The following is a 17,474-nucleotide window of genomic DNA, read 5'->3' as shown; positions in this document are numbered from 1 at the left end:
AGGGGAGTGTCGTCACTCCCGCACATGATGGTCGCGGCGCGCGCCGTCTTGCCCGCACGCCGGCGCCCGTTACCGCTCGATCTGCCGGTTCCAGCGCGTGTCCCACTGCGCGCGGCGCGCGTTGATCGCCGTCCAGTCGACCACCGTCACCTTGCGCACCAGGTCGTCGACGCTGCCGAGGCTTTGCTGCATCGCGGCGGGCATCTTCGCGAGGCGGTTGGTCGGGATCTGCTTGCCGGCCTCGGCCGCCTTCGTCTGCGCGGGCGCGGACAGCAGGAACTGCGCGAGCTTCTGGGCCAGTTGCGGATCCGGGTTGTTCGCGACCACGCACAGGTCGACGAGCAGCAGCACCGGGCCTTCCTTCGGGTTCGCATACGCGACCGGAATGCCCTTGTCCTGCAGGTCGCCGACGCCGGTCGGCGTCAGCGGGAACAGGCCGGCTTCGCCGGTCTGCACCATCTCGGAGATCTTCGCCGAGTTCGGGATGTACTCGACGACGTTCGGCCCGACCGTGCTCGCCCACTTGCTGAAGCCGGGCTCGACGTTCTGTTCGCTGCCGCCGAGCAGCCGGTTGATCGCGAGAAATCCGTGCAGCCCGAACGTGCTGCTCGACGCGGACTGGAACACGACCTTGCCCTTGTATTTCGGATCGGCGAAATCCATCCACGACGTCGGCGGCGCCCAGCCTTTTTCCGCGAACAGTTTCTTGTTGTATGCGATGCCGGTCATCCCGAGCTGCACGCCCGCGCCGACGTCGTCCTTCATCCGCGCGAACGGATACAGCTCCTTCAGCACCGGCGAATCGTCGAGCTTCTGGCATACGCCGAGACTCACCGCGCGCGCCATCACGCCGTCGTCGAGAAACGCGACGTGGATCTGCGGCTTGTTGCGGTTCGCGAGCAGCTTCGCGAGCACGTCCGACGACGTGCCCGGCACGACGACGACCTTCACGTTGTTCGCTTTCTCGAAGTCGGGCAGCACCTGGCTCGTATAGGCCTTTTCCATCGGGCCGCCGTTCATGCCGACGTAGATCGTCTTCGTTTGCGCGAACGCGGGCGCGCCGGCACCGGCGATGCAGAGGGCGGCAGCCGCCGCGATCGTTCCGAGCAGTTTCATCGTTGGGTCTCCTCTTGACGGAAAGGGGCGGTCGGCGCGGCTTGGGGGAAGAAGCGGCCGATCGAGAATGCATCGAGTGGCGTGGCGGTTTCGCCCGTCGTGACGAGATCGGCGAGCACCTCGCCGACGCCCGGCGCGAGCAGGAAACCGCCGCCGGAAAAACCGAACGCATGCAGCAGGTTCGGCGTGGTGCGGCTCGCGCCGATGATCGGGTTGTGGTCGGGCGTGCAGCCTTCGACGCCGCTCCACGTGCGGATCAGCAGCGCGTCGCGCAATGCGGGCAGCAGCGCGCACGCATCGCGCATCACCGCGCGTGTCGTATCGACCGACGGCTGGCCGAATTCGCCGTCGCCGCGACCGCGCCCGCCGCCGATCACGCAGTTGCCGCGCGCGACCTGCCGCGCGTACACGCCGCCGCCGTACACGCCGAGGTTGTGCGTGATGAACGGCGGCAGCGGTTCGGTCACCCACATGTTCGGGTAGATCGGCTCCATCGGCACGGCTTCGCCGAAGCGTTCGGCGATCGTGTTCGCCCATGCGCCGGCCGAGTTGATCAGCCACGTCGCGGCGCATGCGCGGTCGCCGGCATGAACGTGAAAGCGCGTGCCGTCGTGCCGGACCGCGTCGACCGGCGTGTGCTCGAATACGTCGGCGCCTGCCGCGCGGGCTGCGCGCGCGAACGCGGGCGACACGACGCGCGGGTTCGCATGTCCGTCGGTCGCGCACAGCGAGCCGCCGACCGCCGCGCGGCCGAGCCACGGATAGCGGCGACGGAACGCGTCGCCGCGCATCACCTGCAGCGGCAGGCCGTGCTCGTCGGCGAGCGTCGCGTAAGCATCGAGTGCATCGAGATCGGCGTCGCTGCGCGCGAGCCGCAAGTGGCCCGACACGACGAATTCGCCGTCGATGCCGATCAGCTCGGGCAGGCGGTCCCAGACGCGCCGCGCGCGCAGCGCGAGCGGCAGCTGTTCGGCCGGGCGGCCCTGGCAGCGCACGCCGCCGTAGTTCACGCCGCTCGCCTGCGCGCCGCAGTCGCGGCGTTCGAACAGCGCGACGCGCAAGCCGCGCCGCGTCAGCGCCAGCGCGGCCGATGCCCCGACGAGGCCGCCGCCGACGATCGCGACGTCGTAGTGGCGAAGGTCACTCATCGCGCGCCTCGTCGGGAATCGCCGCGACTCCGTCGCCCGCGAGCGCGGCGGAAATCGGAAACGGCTTCACAGGTGGTTGCGCGCGCAACCGACCGACATCCGCGAGCGAGCGGCCGGTTTCGGCGGCGAGCACGAGCGCGGTCGCGTCGCCGCACATACGGCCCTGGCAGCGGCCCATCCCGGCGCGTGTCAGCGCCTTCAACCGGTTCATCTCGGTCGCTTCGCCGCCGCGAATGCAGCGTCGCAGCGTACCCGCGTCGACTTCCTCGCAGCGGCATACGATCGTGTCGTCCGGGCAGCGCGCGACGAGTGCGGCGGGCGGCGCGAATGCGGCTTCGAGGCCCGCGCGGAACGCGCCGAGCCGGGCGAGCCTGCGCTCCAGCATCGCCGCATCGGGTTTGCCGGAACGCGCGCGCGACGGCGTTTCGATACCCGCATCGTCGAGTAGCGCCAGCGCCGCGCGTCGCCCGGACGCCTCGGCCGCGTCCGCGCCTGCGATGCCGGCACCGTCGCCCGCGACGTAGATGCCGCGCACCGATGTGCGGCCGGCCGCGTCGCGTTCGGGCAGCCATGCGCGGTTGAGCGGATCGAAACGGAACCGGCAGCCGGCGAGATCCGCGAGCTGCGTCTCCGACCGCAGCCCGAAGCCGAGGCCGAGCGCATCGCAGTCGAGCCGCCGCGGCGGCGCGTCGCCGCCGGCCGCGCGCCATGCGATTCCCGTCACATGTTGCTCGCCGAGCACGCGCTCGAGCGTGACGCCCGTTTCGATCGCGACGCCGTGCGCGCGCAGCCAGCCGATGTAGTACAGCCCCTTCGCGAAGGTGGACGGCATGCGCAGCAGGGCCGGTGTCGCGGCGGCCTGCTGGCGCAGCGGACTCGTGTCGAGCACCGCCGCGACCTGCGCGCCGGCCTTCGCGTATTGATAGGCGACGAGATACAGCAAGGGTCCCGTGCCCGCGAACACGATGCGGCTGCCGATCGCGCAGCCCTGCGCCTTCAGCGCGACCTGCGCGCCGCCGAGCGTGTAGACGCCGGCGAGCGTCCACCCCGGCACCGGCAGCATGCGATCGGTCGCACCGCTCGCGACGATCAGGTGCGAGAACGGCACGGTCGTCTCGCGGCCGTCCTGCAGCGTATCGACGCGGCCCGCGCCGCACGCCCACGCGAGCGTGTTCGGCCGGTAATCGACGTGCGGCAGCAGCGCGGCCATGGTCCGGTGCACGGCATCGGCCTTCGCGGCCTCGAAGCCGTACAGCACGCGCTTGCCGCGCGCGAACGCGCCGTCGGCCGGCGGCTGACGATAGATCTGCCCGCCCCAGCGCGCGATCTCGTCGATCACGGCGGGGCGCAGCCCCGCGTCGACCAGCGCCTCGGCCGCGCGTACGCCGGCCGGCCCCGCGCCGACGATCACCGGTCGCAACGCGTCGTTCATGATGCCTCTCCGGCTGCGGCGGGCTGCGCGCCGGTGAGAATCCGCATGCCGTCGACGATCGGCGTCGAGCATGCGCGCACGCGTGCGCCGGCCTCGGTGCGCACCCAGCAGTCCTGGCACGCGCCGATCAGGCAGAAGCCCGCGCGCGGCTTGCCGCTGAATTCGCTCACGCGCACGCGGCGCTGCGCGACGAGGATCGCGGTGAGCACGGTGTCGCCGGCGAGCGCGTGCGCGGGGCGACCGTCGAGCGTGAACGCGACGGCGGCGCGCTCGCGTTCGGCGACGCGCACGAACTGCGCGCCGTCGTCCGCGATGCCGGTGGAACGGGAAACGGAAGTCGTCATCAGTGTTGGCCGATCAGGATGCGGTTCAGGCCGTATACGCGATCGAGCAGCAGCATCGCGCCGGCGGTGATGAAGATGACGAGCGCCGATACCGACGCCATCATCGGATCGATCGATTCGGTCGCGTACATGTACATGCGCACCGGCAGCGTGACCGTCTGCGGCGACGTGACGAAGATCGACATCGTCAGTTCGTCGAAGCTGTTGATGAACGCGAGCAGCCAGCCGCCGGTGATGCCGGGCACGATCATCGGCAGGGTGATGCGGCGGAACGTCGTCCACGGATCGGCGCCGAGCGAGCATGCGGCCTGTTCGATGCTGCGGTCGAGACCGGCGACGGATGCGAGCACGAGCCGCATCACGAATGGCGTGATGACGATCATGTGCGCGAGCACCAGCCACGCGAACGAGCCGGTCGCGCCGATCAGCGCGAAGAACCGCAGCAGCGCGATGCCGAGCACGAGGCCGGGGATCACGAGCGGCGACAGCAGCAGGCCGTTCAGGAACGCGCGGCCGGGAAACGCCGCACGGCCGATCGCGAGCCCGGCGGGCAATGCGATCGCGAGCGACAGCGTCGCCGACGCGAATGCGAGCTTCACGCTGTTGGCGAATGCGGTGACGAAGTCCGGATAGTCGAGGATCGCGCGGAACCAGCGCAGCGACAGGCCATGCGTCGGCAGCGTCAGCGTTTCGTCGGGCGTGAACGCGACGAGCACGACGATCGCGAGCGGTGCGAGCACGAACAGGATCACGAGCGTGTGGAACGCCAGGGCGAAGGGGCCGTTCTTTCTCATCGGGAAGCGCCTCCGAGGCTGCGCGCATAGCGGCGTTCGAGCACGCGGTAGTAGGTGAGCATCACGACGAGGTTCGCGACCAGCAGCAGCACCGCGATCGTCGCGCCGAGCGGCCAGTTCAGCGAGCCGAGGAATTCGTCGTAGACGGCGGTCGCCGCGACCTTCAACCGGCGTCCGCCGAGCAGGCCCGGAATCGCGAACGCGCTCGCCGACAGCCCGAACACCATCAGGCTGCCGGACAGCACGCCCGGCATCAGCTGCGGCACCACGATGCGGCGCAGCGTCGTGAACGGCGACGCGCCGAGCGACAGCGCCGCGTGCTCGGTCTGCGGATCGAGCCGCTGCAGCGCGGTCCACACGGGGATCACCATGAACGGCAGCATCACGTGCACCAGCGCGATCACGATCGCGAACGTCGTGTATTCGAGCTTGTACGGCCCGAGACCGACGAGCCCGAGCGCCTGGTTCACGAGCCCGCTCGTGTTGAGCAGCATGCTCCAGCCGAACGCGCGCACGACGACCGACACGAGCAGCGGCGCAAGGATGACGAGCAGGAACAGCGAGCGCCACGGGTCGCGCATTTTCGACAGCACGTACGCTTCCGGCGTGCCGATCGCGACGCAGATCGCGGTGGTCAGCGCGGCGATGCCGAACGTGCGCGCGAAGATCGTGTGGAAGTACGACGAGCCGAGCACTTCCGCGTAGTTGCCGAACTGGAACGCGGCGATCGGGCCCGTGGCCGGATCGTAGCGGTAGAACGTGAGCGCGAAGGTCATCGCGAGCGGCACGAGCACGAGCGTGGCGAAGAGCAGGAACGCGGGCGTGCACATCAGCCACAGCGGCGCATGGGCGCGCCACGACGCGCGCAACGTGCGGCCGCCGGCGGCGCGTGGCGCCATGGCATCGGCGGCGGATGCGGGCACGGCCGATTGCGCGCGCGCGGCCGGCGCGCCGTCGGTCGGGAGCGGTCGGGCAGGCTGTCCCATTCAGGCCTCCCGCCGCATCACGCGCACCGCGTCGCTGTGCCAGTCGACGCCGACCGGCGCACCTTCCGCGAGCGGCTCCGCTCCTTCGTTCTGACAGCAGACGAGCACTTCGCCGAGCGCGCTGTCGACGCGGTACAGCCACTGGCTGCCGAGGAAGAAGCGGCTCGTGACGGTCGCGGCGAAGCGGCCCGCGCCCGGCGCGCACAGGCGCAGTTTTTCAGGACGGATGCACACCGATACGGCGTCGCCGATGCGCACGTCGCGCTCGCGCGCCGGCAGGTGCGCGGTGCGGCCCGTCTCCGCGAGATCGTGGCCGAGGTCGATGCGGATCGCGTCGCCGTCGTGCGCGACGATGGTGCCGGGCAGCAGGTTCGCCTTGCCGATGAACTGCGACACGAAGTGGTTCTCCGGGCGTTCGTACGCGCGGTACGGCGTGTCGGTCTGCGTGATGCGGCCGGCTTCCATCACGACCACGCGATCGCTGATCGACAGCGCTTCCGATTGATCGTGCGTGACCATGATCGTCGTCGTGCCGATCTTGCGCTGGATCGCGCGCAGTTCGAACTGCATCTCCTCGCGCAGCTTCGCGTCGAGGTTCGACATCGGCTCGTCGAGCAGCAGCACCGGCGGTTCGATCACGACCGCACGCGCGATCGCGACTCGCTGCCGCTGGCCGCCGGACAGCTCGCGCGGAAAGCGGTGCGCGAGCGCATCGAGACGCACGAGCGCGAGCGCCGCGCGGATCCGTTCGGCGCGCTCCGCCTTGTCGACGCCGCGCATGTCGAGGCCGAAGCCGACGTTCTCCGCGACGCTCATGTGCGGAAACAGCGCATAGCTCTGGAACACGATGCCGAGCCCGCGGCGGTTCGGCTTCATGTGCGTGATGTCCTGGCCGTCGAGCGCGATGCGGCCGCGCGTGACGTCGACGAAGCCGGCGATCATCTGCAGCGTCGTGGTCTTGCCGCAGCCCGACGGCCCGAGCAGCGACACGAATTCGCCTTGTTCGACCGACAGGTTGACGTCGGCGACGGCCGTGAGCTCGCCGAACGATTTCGTCAGATCCGTAAGCGTGAGAAACGACATGGGGAACTCCGGGTTCGCACACCGGATGGCCGGTGCGTCATTGACGCGGACTCTAGCCAGCCATATTTGGAAGCGTCAATTTCGAATTCTGCTCAGCGGGATGAATTTCTGAAAAATTCCATTGATCGGAATGGTTTGAGGCATCGTCGGAAGATCGTTCCGTTGAGTGAAGGCGGGCGAGGCGATGAAAAGCGCACGTCAATCCCGTGCACACCCGGATGCCCGACGCATTTCGGCGGCACGACAATGGCGGCTGGCGTATTCCGTTCACTGAAATCATCGAGGAGAACTCGCATGCAGGAACCTCATTCGCGCGGAACGTCGCGTGCCGCAAGCGTGCCGGCCCCGGACGAGGACGCCGCCGCCGATGCGGCCGGCGCGCCGGGCACCGGCATGCTGCAGCGCGCGTTCGCGATCCTGCGCGCACTGGCCGGCATGCAGCAGGACGGCGTGCGCGTCACGCACCTCGCGAAGGCCGTCGGCCTGACGCAGGGCACCGCGCACCGGATCCTGCAATCGCTGATCGTCGAAGGGATGGTCGAGCAGGACGAGCAGTCGAAGCTGTACCGGCTGAGCGTCGACTTCTTCGCGCTCGCGGCGCTGGCCGGCAACCCGAGCAGCATGCGTACGCTGTGCCGGCCCGCGCTGCTGCGCCTGTGCGCGAGTCTCGGCGAGACGATCTTCCTGCTCGTGAAGAGCGGCTTCGACGCGGTGTGCCTCGATCTGTGCGAAGGGCCATTCCCGATCCGCTCGTTTACCGGCGACATCGGCGGGCGCATCGCGCTCGGCGTCGGGCAGGGCAGCCTCGCGATCCTCGCGTTCCTGCCGGAAGCAGAGCGCGAAGAGGTGATCCGCTTCAACGTGCCGCGCATTCGCGGCTACGGCGTGCTCGACGAGGTGTATCTGCGCACCGAGATCGAACGCGTGCGCCAGCTCGGCTACGCGGGCCGCAACAGCGGCGTGCTCGACGGGATGGCCGGCGTCGCGGTGCCGATCCTCGACCGCACCGGTTATCCGGTCGGCGCGCTGAGCGTCGGCACGCTGGCGTCGCGTCTCGGCGACGACCGGATGCCGATGGTCGTCGAACTGCTCAGGCGCCAGGCCGACGCCATCGGCCCGCGCACGAACCCGTTCGATGCCGCACTGCGGCGGCCGATGCACGGGCTATCCGGGAAAACCGCATAGCCGCATCGCGCGTCGCCATTTCGTCAGCTTGCTTACGCGCGCCATTCACGTCTGAGCAAAACGCGCCGCGTCGCGCGGGCCTCGAGGCTTTCCGTTTGCTTGCGGATGGCCGCTTTCCTTGCCCGTCCCCGCTTCATTCGTCTCCATTCGATTTTCAACTGCCGGCCAGTTGAACATTTCATTTCTTGATGCGATTGCGGCTGGATACCATCCAGCCACTGTCTATACAAGCCGACCGGCGCGTATGGCCAGCATCGAGAAAACACAACACAACATCGACAAGACGGTTTGGAGAGGAGATGACGGAGATGGTGCGAACGATGGGCAGTAACAGGGGCGTCGCGTGCATGAGCGCGGCCATTGCGATGATGTTCGCCGGCGCCGCGCATGCGCAGTCGACGGTGACGCTGTACGGGATCGTCGACGCGGGCGTGACCTATACGAACAACGCGAAGGGCCATGCGCTGTGGCAGTTCACGGGCGGCAACGAATCGGGCCCGCGCTGGGGCTTGATCGGCACCGAGGATCTCGGCGGTGGCCTGAAGGCGAACTTCCGGCTCGAGAACGGCTTCAACGTCGCGAACGGCGCGCTCGGGCAGGGCGGCCGGATGTTCGGCCGCTCGGCATGGGTCGGCCTGAGCGGCGCGAGCTGGGGTGCGGTGACGCTCGGCCGCCAGTACAACTCGACGCAGGACATCCTCGGCTCGCTGCAGATGAGCAGTTTCCTCGCGCAATACTCGACACATCCGTTCGACAACGACGACATCAACAACACGTTCCGCACCAACAACGCGGTCAAGTACGTGTCGCCGACGATCGCGGGCCTGCAGGCGAACCTCGTGTACGGCTTCTCGAACTCGACCGGCTTCTCGAACGACAACACGTGGAGCGCGGGCGTCACGTATGCGAACGGGCCGCTGAACGCGGGCGCCGCGTATGCGCGCGTGAACCATCCGGCGGTCAGCACGAGCGGCGCAGTTGCTTCGGATAACTACTATTCGTCGTCGGCATCCGTGTTCGGTGCGAGCCTCGGGAACGCGGTGCGCCAGCAGATCTGGGGCGCGGGCGGCAGCTATGCGATCGGGCAGGCGACGCTCGGGCTGCTGTACACGGGCTCGAACTTCGGCCAGGCAACGGGCGGCGCGCTGCGTTTCAGCAATTACGAAGGCAGCGTGCGCTACCTGATCACGCCCGCGTTGATGGCCGCCGCCGGCTACACGTATACGAAGGTCGCGCGCGGCGGCGACGGCGGTCACTACCAGCAGGTGTCGGCCGGCGTTCAGTACCTGCTGTCGAAGCGCACCGACGTATACGTGAACGGCTTCTACCAGAAGGCGTCGTCGGGTGTCGGACACGCGTGGATCGACGGCACCGACGGCCCGTCGTCGACGACGTCGCAGGTGGCGGCGGTGGTCGGCATTCGCCAGAAGTTCTGACGTCCTGACGCGTTCGCGCGTCTTCCGGAGGAGACATCAATGAAATTCAAACTGTTGCTGGCGGCGTTGCCGTTCGTCGGAATGTACACCGGCGGCGCGATCGCCGAGGTACGGCCGCTGCTGTTCGGCCTGCCGTTCCTGCTCGTATGGAACCTGATCTGGATGGCCGCGACCGCCGCGATCCTCGCGATCCTGTTCCACCTCGACGAGCGCGACTCGGCCCGCGACGGCCGCACGGGAGACGCGCGATGAACGCATCGATCCTCATCATCGCGGCGTTCGCCGTGTTCGCGCTCGCGATCGGCGTGATGGCACGGCGCGGCCGCAAGCTCACGCTCGAGCAGTGGGCGGTCGGCGGGCGCGGCTTCGGCTCGCTGCTCACGTTCCTGCTGATGGCGGGCGAGGCGTTCTCGACTTTCTCGTTTCTCGGCGCGAGCGGCTGGACCTACAGCAAGGGCGTGCCCGCGTTCTACATCCTGTCGTACGGCTGCCTCGCGTTCGTGATCGGCTACTGGATGCTGCCCGCGGTGTGGCGCTACGCAAAGGAGCGCGGGCTCGTGTCGTTCGCCGATTACTTCGCGGCGAAGTACGACAGCCGCGCGATCGGCGTGCTGGTGTCGGTGGTGGCCGTGTTCGCGATGGTGTCGCTGCTGATGATCCAGCTGCGCGGCCTCGGCGTGATCGTGTCGGAGATGTCGTACGGACTGATTCCGCAATCGGCCGCGATCTGGATCGCCGCGTCGCTGATGGCGGTCTACATGGTCGTGTCGGGCATTCACGGCTCCGCGAGCATCGCGATCTTCAAGGACGTGCTGATCCTCGCGATCGCGATCTTCCTCGGCCTGTACCTGCCGATGCACTATTACGGCGGCCTCGGCGAGATGTTCGCGAAGATCGACGCCGCGCATCCCGAACTGCTGCGCATGCCCGAGCACGGCTTCAACCTGAGCTGGTACAACTCGACGATCCTGCTCACGTCGCTCGGCTATTACCTGTATCCGCATGGCTTCACCGCGATCTACGTCGCGAAGGACGAACGCGCGCTGCGCCGCAACGTGATCCTGATGCCGCTGTACCAGGTGCTGATCGCGTTCCTGTTCCTCGTCGGCTTCGCGGCCGTGATGACCGTGCACGGGCTCGAAGGCGCGCAGACCGACCTCGCGCTGCTGCGCCTCGTGAAGCAGACGTTCCCCGCGTGGTTCGTCGGCATCGTCGGCGGCACGGGCCTGCTGACCGCGCTGGTGCCGGGCTCGCTGATCATGCTGAACGCATCGACGACGATCGCGCGCAACATTTATCGCGAAGGCTTCGCGCCGAATGCGACCGATCGCGAGGTGACGCGCGTCGCGCGGATCGCATTGCCGATCTTCACGCTGGTCGTCGTCTACTTCGTGCTGCGCGGCGGCGCCACTTTCGTCACGCTCGCGATCTTCTCGTCGAGCCTGCTCACCCAGCTCGTGCCGATGCTTGCATCGAGCTTCCTGAAGCGGCCGTTCGGCACGCGGGAAGGCGCGTTCGCGGGCATCGTCGCCGGCGCGATCGTGATCGCGATGACGAATTACTACGGCGTGACGCTCGCGTCGCTGTTCCCCGGCGCATCGAGCACGCTGACGTCGATCAACCCCGGGCTGGTCGCGCTCGCCGTGAACGCCGTCGTGTTCATCGCGATCAGCGCGGCGCAGCGCAAGCTGAAGGCGCGCGTGGCGGCGCCGGTCCGCTCCGCGTGACGTCACGACCGACATGCCGCCGTCGAGCCGCCGGGCAGCCGCCCGGCGGTTGTTCCGCTCGGCGGCCCCCTAACTATTTCGCATTCCAACAGGACACCAGGCGATGAAGACCGAGGACAAGGCCGACGACCGGCGCGAAGCAATCGATACGCTGATCGCGAACGGCTGCGTGATCACGATGGACCCGCAGCGGCGCGTGATCGAGAACGGCGCGGTTGCCGTGAAGGGCGATCGCATCGTCGCCGTCGGTGACACCGCCGAGTTGCAGGCGCGGTTCCGTGCCGCGCGCACGATCGACGCGCGCCGCAAGGCCGTGCTGCCGGGCCTGATCGATTCGCATGCGCACGCCGGCCACGCGATGCTGCGCACGATCGGCGGCGCGGACGGCGATGCGTGGTCGGCCGCGGCCGAGACGATCTACACGCGCGCGTCGGACGAGGCGTTCTGGGAAACCGAATCGCACCTCGCGGCGCTCGAGCGGCTGAAGGCCGGCGTGACGACGGGCGTGTCGCTGCTCGGCGGCGGCAACTCGATCATGCGCGTCGACGATCCCGTCTACGCGCGGCGCCACTGCGATGCGGTCGTGCGCACCGGCACGCGCTCGATCGTGGCCGTCGGCCCGTCGCGCCCGCCCGCGCCGCGCGCATACACGCGCCATACACCGGACGGCAGCGAGACGCGCGACGTCGACTTCGACACGATGTACGACGTGTGCGAGCGCATCGTCGATGCATGCCACGGCGATGCCGACGGCCGGATCCGGATCGCGCTGACGCTGCCGGTGTACGGTCCCGAGCACGACCCGGAACTCGCGCGGTACGAGCGCGACTTCCGCGACCAGGCGGCGCGCTACGGCGCATTGGCGCGCGAACGCGGCCTGACGTTCACGCAGGATGGGCATCGCGCCGGCACGCTCGCGTTCGCGCATCGCGAACTCGGGCTGCTCGGCCCGACGTCGTTCATGTCGCACAGCATCGACCTGACCGACGACGACATCGCCGCGTGCGTGGAAACCGGCACCGCGATCGTCCACAACCCGAGCGCGATCATGTCGATCGTCGGCCGCTGCCCGGTGCCCGAGCTGATCGATGCGGGCGTGACCGTCGCAATCGCGTCGGACGGCGCGGCGCCCGATCGCGGCTACGACATGTTCCGTCACATGTGGCAGTGCATGCACTACCATCGCCGCCACTTCCGCGACCCGGACGTGCTGCCGCACGGCAAGGTGCTGGAGATGGTGACGATCGACGCGGCGAAGGCGCTGTCGCTCGATCGCGAGATCGGTTCGCTCGAAGCCGGCAAGCTCGCCGATGTCATCCTCGTCGACCTGTTCCGCCCGCACATGATGCCGATGAACATGCCCGTGTATCGCGTGACGTGTTTCGCGAATGCGGCCGACGTGTGCATGACGATGGTCGGCGGCCGCGTGCTGATGGAGGATCGTCGCGTGTTGTCGGTCGACGAGCACGAGATTCTCGAGCGCGTGACGACGGTCGCGGAGACGATGATCGCGCGCAGCGGGTTGCGGCACCTGCTCGACGAGCCGACGACGCTGTGGGGGCGCAGTCGCTACTGAACGACGCAATTGCCGCAGCGGTTTGCGCGGTGCAAGGACGGCGAGGCGGGGCCGGTTCGGGCCGGGTTTTTTTCTGGTTTCGCCGCCGACGGACATGCTAGGATTTCCGTCAAACAACTCCGGAGACTGCTATGCCGTTCATCTGCGAAAACGTTGAATGCCGCGCCGTGCTGGCTCGTGGTCAGGTCAAGCCCGAGCACGAGGATGCGGGGTGGTGTTTCTACTGCCCGGACTGCAAGGCCAGGAACGAGTTGACGAGCGCCGGCGTGCCGGGCGGTCCGGTCGAGTTGAATCAGCCGGAGCGAGCCAGCCCCCCGCACAAGGTCGTCGCGACGGCGCGCGCATTGGAGGACGGCGGGTTCGCCGCGCAGTTGCGCGTGCAGCGGGCGCTCGCCGTGAAAGGAACCTACGCGGCCGAAGAGCGCTGGGAGCAGCTCGGCGTATTCCCTGACGCGCAGGAGGCCGTCGCGCACGCGAGGTCCTTCGCGATGGACCTGCTGGCACGGGCGGCCTAGGCGCGAGCGCCCCGCGACACGATCCACATTTTTACCGGCAACGACACCGGGCCGCGGCTCGGGTGTCGTACCGTGCCGGGCGGCCCGACGCCGGTCGGGCCGATCACATCACGCCGCCGCCGCCTCTCGAAGACGGAACTGCGCGACGGCATCGCTCAGCCGCGTGCTCTGATCCTCGAGCGACAGCGCCGCGGCGGCCGCCTCTTCCACCAGCGCCGCATTGCGCTGCATCGTCTGCTCCATCTGGATGACCGCGGCATTCACCTGCTCGATGCCGGCCGACTGCTCGTCGAATGCGATGCTCGTCTCGCCCATGATCGCGTTCACGCGCCCGACCGCGGCGACGAGTTCGGTCATCGCCGAGCCGGCGAGCGCGACGAGGCCGCTGCCGTCTTCGACGCGCTGCGCCGAATGGCCGATGAGTTCGCGAATCTCCTTCGCCGCCGACGCGCAGCGCTGCGCGAGCCCGCGCACCTCGGTCGCCACCACGGCGAAGCCACGCCCCTGTTCGCCCGCGCGCGCCGCTTCGACCGCGGCATTCAACGCGAGGATGTTCGTCTGGAATGCGATGCTTTCGATCACGCCGACGATGCCGGAGATCCGCGTGGAGCTGTGCGAGATCGCCGACATCGTTTCGATGACGCGTTGCATCGCGTCGCCGCCTTTCGACGCGATCCCGGCCGCGCCTTCCGCGTAAGTGCGCGCATCGCGCGCGTTGTCCGCGTTCTGGCGCACGGTCGCCGTCAGCTGCTCCACGCTCGCCGCCGCCTGCTGCAGCGACACGGCCTGCTGCTCCGTGCGCGCGGACAGGTCGACGTTGCCGCTCGCGATCGTGCGGACGTCGCCGACGATTGTCTCCGTGCTCGAGCGCACCTGGTTCACGGTTTCGACGAGGCCGTCCTGCATCCGCTTCAACGCATTCAGCAGATACGCCATTTCGTTTTCGCCGGGAATGACGACCGTGCCGGTCAGGTCGCCTTTCGAAATCCTGTCGAAATGCGCGACGGCGAGGTGGATCGGCGCGATGATCGCCTTCGCGAGCACGCGCTGCGCCAGGAAGCCGACGATCAGCGCGAACAGCGCGACCGCCACCATGCCCCATACGATCCGGTGGAAGCGCTCGCCGGCCGCGTCGTAGCGCGCCTTCTGGCGGGCGACCTGGAACGATTCGAGCGCGTCGATCGCTTCCTGGTAGGCGGTGAAGAGTGCCGGCGGCGCGGTGCGGTGCGTGTCGAGGAAGTCGAATGCGTTGTCGTGATCGAGTTGCGACATCGCCTTCAGGAACACCTGGTCGAGCAGCGTGCGACGGCGATTGCGCAGCGTGTCGAACAGCGTTTGCTCGTCGGCGTCGCGCGTGTGCAGGCGCGTGTATGCGTCCAGTTCGTCGTCGCTCTGCTTGAGGAGCATGTGGAGTTGCGCGATTTCCGCCTTCGCGGGCTGGCCGGCGCTGATGATCTGCGCGACGTCGCTCACGCGTTCGCGCAGCACGAGCATGCGCTCCGAGCTGGTTTTCAGGTGCAGCAGCGACGCGGTGTCGTCGCGGTACATCGCTTCGAGCGAGCCGTTGCCCGCGTAGAGGGCGGCGATGCACGCGCCGACGACCAGCACGAGCAGCGCCGTATAGCCGGCGATGGTCGCGACGAGTCCGCCGCGGATGGTGAGTTTTCGCATGACGTTCCCTTGCCGGCGGCCCGACGGGCGGCCAACGGCGGATGTGGATTCCGGATCACGAACGACGACGGGGCGCCGCGTCGAAATGCGGGGCGCCGGGGTTGCGAACGGGTTAACGGCAGGTGTGGCGCGGCGGTTTTATCCGCACGCGACGCGAATCTGAACGAATGCGACAGAAGGGCGGTGGTGGAAGGCGGATACGTTGCCGAGGTGAACGGCGTGCCGACGGCCGAGGCGCGCTTCGCATGCACGGGGTGCGATGCGCCCGGATCGCGGATGGTCCCGGCTGTCGATTATTCGCCGTCCGCCAGCCGAGACCGGATCTCGTCGACCGACAGATCGCGCTGATGCGTGGCGATCTGCCAGGTGTTTCCCCACGGGTCCCTGACCATCGCGCGCCGGTCGCCGTACGGCATGTCGGCCGGCATTTCGAGCGAAGTCGCGTTTGCGGCCATCGCCCGGCGATAGGTCGAGTCGGTGTTCTCGACGTAGACGTAGAGAAACGCCGGCGTCGGATCGCGCAGGCCGTCCCCGCCGCTCACCATCACGACGGAATCGCCGATCCTGATTTCGGCTGGCAGTCCTGAACGGAATTCGCCCCGCGCGTGAAAAACTGCCTTGATGAACGCGATCAGGTGCTCGGGATCGGGAACGACGATGCGAGGCGTGACGGTATGCCATCCGTCGGGCTGGAATCGGGCCATGTCGAGCAACCTCGGGAGGGATTCACCGCGCATTGTCCTCCGGGCGCGGCGTGCGCGCAAAGGGGCGGCGGCGCCGATTCCGATCGGTGCCGCCGCCTCCGCGCCATCGTCAGGCGCCCGTCCGGAACCCGAGCGTCGCTGCCTTCGCGCGCAATTCGGCGAAACGATCGACCGCCGGACTGGATGACGGACTGGCCGCCATTTGCGACGGATCGATGCCGGACACCGAGCCGGACGGCGCAGGTGCGGTTTCCCCGGGACACGTTCCGCCGAACGGCCCTTGCGCGACCGTGAACGCCGGTGCATCCGTGCGCGGCGCGTCGGTGAAATCGAGCGCGTAAGCGAGATTGAACGTCGCCGGATCGCTGCCGCGTACGCCGAGCGGCTTCAATCCGAAACGCCATTGCAGCAGCGCATGAATCGAGCTCGGGTCGAACGGATAGCGCGTCACCGTGCCCGCGCGAACGCGCGGACCGAGCAGCGCAAGCGGCACGCGAAAGCCGAGCTTGCCGTCGTTGCCGATTGCGTGCTCGCTGTTGCTGATCGGCCGGATCGGCGGCACCACGTGCTCGAGAAAACCGCCCCACTCGTCGTACACCACGATCATCAGCGTGCGGCTCCAGCTGGGGCTCGTACGCAACGCGTCGTAAACCTGGTTGAGAAACGCCTGCCCGTCGCGAATATCCGCATGCGGATGATCATCCGCGGAAGCGCCTTGCTGCTCGCCCGTGAAAGCCGGGTCGACCATGCAGAACGGCGGCAGCGTTCCCGCCGCCGCATTCGACAGGAAATCCGAAAACGTATGCGAGATGCCGATATAGCGCGTGCCGTACAGCGCGGTGAACGGCACGTCGTGATAGTAGTAGCTGCAACCCACGTTGGCATCGCTCAGGTTATCCCAGATCGTGCGCAGCGACGAGTTGTCGGGGGTGTCGGTGAGGCGGTCGGTGGCGCCGCTGTGCAGGTAGAGGCGATTCGGAAACGTGTTGGTCAGGATGCCGGTGAAGTAGAAGTCGCCGATCGTGTAGCTGCTCGCCACGGCGCTGAAGAACGGCAGGTCGGCCGACGTGTAAAAGCCGATCGGCAGCAGGTCGCCGCGCGTCAGGCTCGTTCCCGGCGTCAGGAGCCACCCGTTCATCGCGCCCGAAGCCAGTTGCGTGCGCGCGCCCTCGTAGCTGTGATTCGGGTCGTGGTATGCGCATGCCTGATAGCCGTAAGCGGGATTGGCCGACAGCGGGAACGGCGCGTCGATCCCGCCGAACGCATCCTTGAATTGCTGATTGGCGGGCATGCCCTCGGCGCCGGGCACCCAGCTCAGGTAGTGGTCGAATGAACGATTTTCCATCGTGACCAGCACGATGTGATCGATGCCGGAACTCGCGGGATCGGGCAACGCCGGCCGTGGAAGGTTGTAGCGATCGCGTCCGTTCGGCGACGGCGTGTCGCCGATCGAAGGCGCGGGCGCGTTGCCGTCCGAACTGGGTCCATTGCCGTCTCCGCCGCAACCCGGCAGCGCAACGCTGCCGGCCATTGCTGCAACACCGGCGAGAAAGCGCCGGCGATTGTAGCGCCGATATGCATTCGTCTCGTCCATGACGACGTCTCCTTCGTGATGGGATGCGGCGTTGACCGGCCGGTCACGCATCGCCGCCGCGAAGCGACGCGCACTCGCCGTTGGAGATCGCGAGCGGGCGCAAGGCGCAAGCTTCATGCCCGTTGCGGAAGGCTCGGCGTGTCGTGCACGCTGTCGGGGCGCC

The 17,474-nt window shown here is 68.2% G+C and carries 16 protein-coding genes; 6 read left to right on the top strand and 10 right to left on the bottom strand.

Annotated elements, in window-relative coordinates:
* Positions 1-69: 69 nt before the first annotated feature.
* The 7 genes from WS45_RS28625 to WS45_RS28595 are packed head-to-tail and all read right to left on the bottom strand — an operon-like array spanning position 70 to position 6,903.
* On the bottom strand, positions 70-1,116 hold the full coding sequence (locus WS45_RS28625; protein WP_059532023.1) for an ABC transporter substrate-binding protein: 1,047 nt from the start codon (positions 1,114-1,116) through the stop codon (positions 70-72).
* Entirely contained in the window at positions 1,113-2,264 is a 1,152-nt protein-coding gene (locus WS45_RS28620) for an NAD(P)/FAD-dependent oxidoreductase (RefSeq protein WP_059702780.1), read from the bottom strand. Before WS45_RS28620 ends, WS45_RS28625 begins: the two co-directional genes overlap by 4 nt.
* Entirely contained in the window at positions 2,257-3,696 is a 1,440-nt protein-coding gene (locus WS45_RS28615) for an FAD/NAD(P)-dependent oxidoreductase (protein WP_059702778.1), read from the bottom strand. The genes WS45_RS28620 and WS45_RS28615 overlap by 8 nt, the downstream gene beginning before the upstream one ends.
* Positions 3,693-4,040 carry a (2Fe-2S)-binding protein gene (locus tag WS45_RS28610; RefSeq protein ID WP_059702776.1) on the bottom strand — a complete coding sequence of 116 codons (348 nt, stop codon included), beginning with the start codon at positions 4,038-4,040 and terminating at the stop codon, positions 3,693-3,695. The genes WS45_RS28615 and WS45_RS28610 overlap by 4 nt, the downstream gene beginning before the upstream one ends.
* Positions 4,040-4,834 (bottom strand): ABC transporter permease, encoded by a 795-nt coding sequence (locus WS45_RS28605; RefSeq protein WP_059702774.1) that lies wholly within the window; start codon positions 4,832-4,834, stop codon positions 4,040-4,042. Before WS45_RS28605 ends, WS45_RS28610 begins: the two co-directional genes overlap by 1 nt.
* Complete coding sequence (locus tag WS45_RS28600; RefSeq protein ID WP_059702773.1) at positions 4,831-5,820, bottom strand: ABC transporter permease; 990 nt, start codon at positions 5,818-5,820, stop codon at positions 4,831-4,833. Before WS45_RS28600 ends, WS45_RS28605 begins: the two co-directional genes overlap by 4 nt.
* Positions 5,821-6,903, bottom strand: a complete 1,083-nt coding sequence (locus tag WS45_RS28595) for an ABC transporter ATP-binding protein (protein ID WP_059532006.1) — start codon at positions 6,901-6,903, stop codon at positions 5,821-5,823.
* Positions 6,904-7,197: 294 nt separating this feature from the next.
* Between WS45_RS28595 and WS45_RS28590 the strand changes: the two genes are divergently transcribed.
* The 6 genes from WS45_RS28590 to WS45_RS28565 all read left to right on the top strand — a co-directional run bounded on the left by WS45_RS28590 (position 7,198) and on the right by WS45_RS28565 (position 13,342).
* Positions 7,198-8,088: an IclR family transcriptional regulator gene (locus WS45_RS28590; protein ID WP_059702771.1), complete on the top strand. Its 891-nt coding sequence runs from the start codon at positions 7,198-7,200 to the stop codon at positions 8,086-8,088.
* A gap of 320 nt (positions 8,089-8,408) precedes the next feature.
* The gene (locus WS45_RS28585) at positions 8,409-9,524 is read left to right on the top strand and encodes a porin (protein ID WP_373559445.1); all 1,116 of its coding nucleotides are present in this window, start codon (positions 8,409-8,411) and stop codon (positions 9,522-9,524) included.
* Positions 9,525-9,563: 39 nt separating this feature from the next.
* A complete protein-coding gene (locus WS45_RS28580; protein WP_059702769.1) occupies positions 9,564-9,776 on the top strand; it encodes a DUF3311 domain-containing protein in 213 nt (70 codons plus the stop codon).
* Entirely contained in the window at positions 9,773-11,251 is a 1,479-nt protein-coding gene (locus WS45_RS28575; protein ID WP_059702767.1) for a sodium:solute symporter family protein, read from the top strand. The genes WS45_RS28580 and WS45_RS28575 overlap by 4 nt, the downstream gene beginning before the upstream one ends.
* A gap of 103 nt (positions 11,252-11,354) precedes the next feature.
* A complete protein-coding gene (locus WS45_RS28570; protein WP_059702765.1) occupies positions 11,355-12,827 on the top strand; it encodes an amidohydrolase family protein in 1,473 nt (490 codons plus the stop codon).
* A 131-nt stretch (positions 12,828-12,958) separates the two neighbouring features.
* Complete coding sequence (locus WS45_RS28565) at positions 12,959-13,342, top strand: hypothetical protein (protein ID WP_059531991.1); 384 nt, start codon at positions 12,959-12,961, stop codon at positions 13,340-13,342.
* A gap of 108 nt (positions 13,343-13,450) precedes the next feature.
* Here the strand turns inward: WS45_RS28565 and WS45_RS28560 are convergent, their stop codons facing one another.
* The 3 genes from WS45_RS28560 to WS45_RS28550 form a co-directional block, all read right to left on the bottom strand.
* A complete protein-coding gene (locus WS45_RS28560) occupies positions 13,451-15,013 on the bottom strand; it encodes a methyl-accepting chemotaxis protein (protein WP_059702763.1) in 1,563 nt (520 codons plus the stop codon).
* 293 nt (positions 15,014-15,306) lie between these two features.
* A complete protein-coding gene (locus WS45_RS28555; protein WP_257140662.1) occupies positions 15,307-15,777 on the bottom strand; it encodes a VOC family protein in 471 nt (156 codons plus the stop codon).
* 49 nt (positions 15,778-15,826) lie between these two features.
* Complete coding sequence (locus WS45_RS28550) at positions 15,827-17,311, bottom strand: alkaline phosphatase family protein (RefSeq protein WP_059702761.1); 1,485 nt, start codon at positions 17,309-17,311, stop codon at positions 15,827-15,829.
* Positions 17,312-17,474 lie beyond the last annotated feature (163 nt).

It is taken from the genome of Burkholderia sp. RF2-non_BP3 (assembly GCF_001522185.1).
Classification (GTDB): domain Bacteria; phylum Pseudomonadota; class Gammaproteobacteria; order Burkholderiales; family Burkholderiaceae; genus Burkholderia; species Burkholderia diffusa.
The sequence above is the reverse complement of the archived record's forward strand: the minus strand, read 5'-3'. Positions and strand labels throughout refer to the sequence as shown.

What these genes read in the sequence shown, in the direction of transcription:
- WS45_RS28615 (WP_059702778.1), bottom strand. Translation starts at nt 3,696, where the DNA reads ATGAACGACGCGTTGCGACCGGTGATCGTCGGCGCGGGGCCGGCCGGC.
- WS45_RS28550 (WP_059702761.1), bottom strand. Translation starts at nt 17,311, where the DNA reads ATGGACGAGACGAATGCATATCGGCGCTACAATCGCCGGCGCTTTCTC.
- WS45_RS28600 (WP_059702773.1), bottom strand. Translation starts at nt 5,820, where the DNA reads ATGGGACAGCCTGCCCGACCGCTCCCGACCGACGGCGCGCCGGCCGCG.
- WS45_RS28605 (WP_059702774.1), bottom strand. Translation starts at nt 4,834, where the DNA reads ATGAGAAAGAACGGCCCCTTCGCCCTGGCGTTCCACACGCTCGTGATC.
- WS45_RS28625 (WP_059532023.1), bottom strand. Translation starts at nt 1,116, where the DNA reads ATGAAACTGCTCGGAACGATCGCGGCGGCTGCCGCCCTCTGCATCGCC.
- WS45_RS28620 (WP_059702780.1), bottom strand. Translation starts at nt 2,264, where the DNA reads ATGAGTGACCTTCGCCACTACGACGTCGCGATCGTCGGCGGCGGCCTC.
- WS45_RS28570 (WP_059702765.1), top strand. Translation starts at nt 11,355, where the DNA reads ATGAAGACCGAGGACAAGGCCGACGACCGGCGCGAAGCAATCGATACG.
- WS45_RS28560 (WP_059702763.1), bottom strand. Translation starts at nt 15,013, where the DNA reads ATGCGAAAACTCACCATCCGCGGCGGACTCGTCGCGACCATCGCCGGC.
- WS45_RS28610 (WP_059702776.1), bottom strand. Translation starts at nt 4,040, where the DNA reads ATGACGACTTCCGTTTCCCGTTCCACCGGCATCGCGGACGACGGCGCG.
- WS45_RS28585 (WP_373559445.1), top strand. Translation starts at nt 8,409, where the DNA reads ATGGGCAGTAACAGGGGCGTCGCGTGCATGAGCGCGGCCATTGCGATG.
- WS45_RS28580 (WP_059702769.1), top strand. Translation starts at nt 9,564, where the DNA reads ATGAAATTCAAACTGTTGCTGGCGGCGTTGCCGTTCGTCGGAATGTAC.
- WS45_RS28575 (WP_059702767.1), top strand. Translation starts at nt 9,773, where the DNA reads ATGAACGCATCGATCCTCATCATCGCGGCGTTCGCCGTGTTCGCGCTC.
- WS45_RS28565 (WP_059531991.1), top strand. Translation starts at nt 12,959, where the DNA reads ATGCCGTTCATCTGCGAAAACGTTGAATGCCGCGCCGTGCTGGCTCGT.
- WS45_RS28595 (WP_059532006.1), bottom strand. Translation starts at nt 6,903, where the DNA reads ATGTCGTTTCTCACGCTTACGGATCTGACGAAATCGTTCGGCGAGCTC.
- WS45_RS28590 (WP_059702771.1), top strand. Translation starts at nt 7,198, where the DNA reads ATGCAGGAACCTCATTCGCGCGGAACGTCGCGTGCCGCAAGCGTGCCG.